The sequence below is a fragment of the Phenylobacterium sp. genome, assembly GCF_030654915.1.
Classification (GTDB): domain Bacteria; phylum Pseudomonadota; class Alphaproteobacteria; order Caulobacterales; family Caulobacteraceae; genus Phenylobacterium.
Genome location: NZ_JAURWM010000302.1, coordinates 1 through 2360, shown reverse-complemented (window position 1 = coordinate 2360; position 2360 = coordinate 1). Strand labels below are relative to the sequence as shown.

The 2360-nt window shown below is 65.4% G+C and carries 3 protein-coding genes; 2 read left to right on the top strand and 1 reads right to left on the bottom strand.

Annotated features, from left to right (window positions below; all coding sequences use genetic code 11):
• Nucleotides 1–93 precede the first annotated feature (93 nt).
• Nucleotides 94–1065, bottom strand: coding sequence for a CsgG/HfaB family protein (locus Q7T84_RS16005; RefSeq protein ID WP_370653677.1), 972 nt, complete (start codon nucleotides 1063–1065; stop codon nucleotides 94–96).
• A gap of 197 nt (nucleotides 1066–1262) precedes the next feature.
• On the opposite strand from Q7T84_RS16005, the gene xth reads away from it, so the two are divergent.
• Both xth and Q7T84_RS15995 read left to right on the top strand, forming a co-directional pair.
• Nucleotides 1263–2042, top strand: coding sequence for an exodeoxyribonuclease III (gene xth / locus Q7T84_RS16000; protein WP_304810791.1), 780 nt, complete (start codon nucleotides 1263–1265; stop codon nucleotides 2040–2042).
• A 75-nt stretch (nucleotides 2043–2117) separates the two neighbouring features.
• Nucleotides 2118–2360: hypothetical protein (locus Q7T84_RS15995; protein WP_370653676.1), on the top strand; the 243-nt coding region annotated here is incomplete at its 3' end.

The following is a 2360-nucleotide window of genomic DNA, read 5'->3' as shown; positions in this document are numbered from 1 at the left end:
ACGCCAAGTCCAGCTGCGGCTGCGGCGTGAGTTTCTCGATCTAAGTATCAAAGGCTGTCGGCGGAGGCCCATCGGACCTCCGCCTGGTTCAGCTTAGCGCGACGGCTCGAGCTTGGTGTTCAGCACCCAGCCGACATTGTCGTTCTCATCGGCGACTTCCCACCACAGGCCATTCTTCTGACCGGTCGGATAGACGATCGAACCGGGCGGCAGGTTGCGGATCAGGGCGCCCTTGGCGTCGGCGATCTTGCGCATGTTGACCGGCGCGGTCGCGGTGAAGGTCTTGGACGGCGCGGCTTGGGCGGCCGAGCCCTGGTTGGAGACCAAGCCCAGCTCGTTGACCATCTTCGAATAGGCCTGGACGAAGGCCAGGGTCACGATGCGGCCGGTGTCGGTGTCTTCATAGCCGCCGCCAACCGCGCCGCCAAAGCCGCCGAAACCGCCAGCTCCGCCGCCGGCGCTCCACCCGATGTCGTTCTTCACGGCGTAGCCGTCGGTCACGGCGATGGTTTCGGTGGTCCGCACATTGGTGAGCGACAACACGGTGTTGGCTTCCAGTTTGCGCGTCTTGATCCCGCCGATGAGGCCGCCGGCCGTTCCACCGATCAGACCGCCGGCGATGCCGGCCAGGGCCGAACCGCCCGCGTTACCGTTCGCCGCCTGGACCTCGGCGACCAGCACATAGTCGGCCGCCTTGACCTGGCCTTGGCCGACATTGGAGCCGCGCTGCATGCCCAGGCCCGCGCCGATATCGCGCTCGGTCACCGCCGCGTTGAGGCCGGCGCCGCGGTCGACGAGGTTGAAGCAGCCGGACTTCTGCACGATCGAGCGCAGCAGCTTGGCCGGCGGGGCGAGATTGTACTGGTTCCAACCGCGCGGATCATCGCCATTGGTGATCGACAAGGTGCCCAGCTTGCGGGTGCAACGCGGCACTTCGGCCATGGCGTTGGTCTGCATCTTCTGGGCGTTCGTGGCCTGGGCCGGGCGACCTTGCGCCAACGCGCCGGTCGGAGCGGCGGTCAAGAGCGCTGCACCGAGCATCGCGATCTGAGTAGCCTGACGCATAAAACGAGCCTTCATATGAACAGCCTTGGGGGAGACGCCTGGCCTTATATGCAGCGCCGCAATCATTGTTAAGGTTCAACCTGCGGTCTGGCGTGACGCGGCAATGATTGTTGGGCGGGCGCGTCCTGGTGGCGCCGGCTCTAAGCAGCCGCTAGGTTCACCAGCTCTTTCGAGCGCCCACCTCAGCGGAAACATCGATGCGTATCGCCACCTGGAACGTAAATTCGGTCAACGCACGGTTGGAGACGGTGCTGCGCTGGTTCGAGGAAGCCGCGCCCGACGTCGCCTGCCTGCAGGAGATCAAGTGCGTCGACGAGAAGTTCCCGGCCGAGGCTTTCGAGCGGCTGGGCTACAACGTCGCCGTCCACGGTCAGAAGTCCTACAACGGGGTCGCGATCCTCTCCAAGACGCCACTGGAAGATGTTCGCAAGGGGCTTCCTGGCGACGACGCCGACGATCATGCGCGCTATCTGGAGGCCGTAGTCAGCGGCCCCACCCCGGTTCGCGTCGCCTCGATCTACCTGCCGAACGGCAACCCCATCGACACCGAGAAATTCCCCTACAAGCTCAACTGGATGGCGCGGTTGAACGCCCATGCCCGTGAACTGCTCGCCTATGAGGAGCCACTGGCCCTGGTCGGCGACTACAACGTCATCCCCGAGCCGCGAGACGCCGCCCATCCGGAGAACTGGGTCGGCGACGCCCTTTTCCAGCCCCAGACCCGCGAGGCCTTTCGCGCCTTGAAGTGGCTTGGCCTCACCGAGGCCTTCATGGAGATCGACGGTTCGCCCGAGGCCTACACCTTCTGGGACTATCAAGCCGGCGCCTGGCAGCGGAACAACGGCATCCGCATCGACCACGCCCTGCTCTCCCCGCAGGCTGCCGACAAGCTGCGCGGCTGCGTGATCCACAAGGACGTCCGTGGCTGGGAAAAGCCCTCCGATCACGTGCCGTTGGTCATCGAACTCGACCTCTGAGATCGCGAAGGGTTCATTTCGGGTTCACCCAAGGCGGGCCCTATAGCGACGCTTCTCAACTGAACGGGTGACCCTATGCGCGCTCTGATCTTCGCTTCCCTTGGCTTGGCGCTCGCCGCTGGCCCCGCGCTCGCTCAGGACAGCGTCGCCAACGCATCGGCCGCGGGTGGCGCATCGTCCGAAGTTGTAACCCATCTGGCCGCTTCGGGCGTCCAGACCGTGATCGGCGTCGCGGCGATTCCGGTCAGTGTGGTTGGTGGAGCCTCGGTGGCGGGCGGATCGGCGCTGGTCGGCGTCGGCGCAGGCCTTTCGGAAGCC

Coding starts and splice junctions, on each gene's coding strand:
- Q7T84_RS16005 (WP_370653677.1), bottom strand. CDS start 1,065: ATGCGTCAGGCTACTCAGATCGCGATGCTCGGTGCAGCGCTCTTGACC.
- xth (WP_304810791.1), top strand. CDS start 1,263: ATGCGTATCGCCACCTGGAACGTAAATTCGGTCAACGCACGGTTGGAG.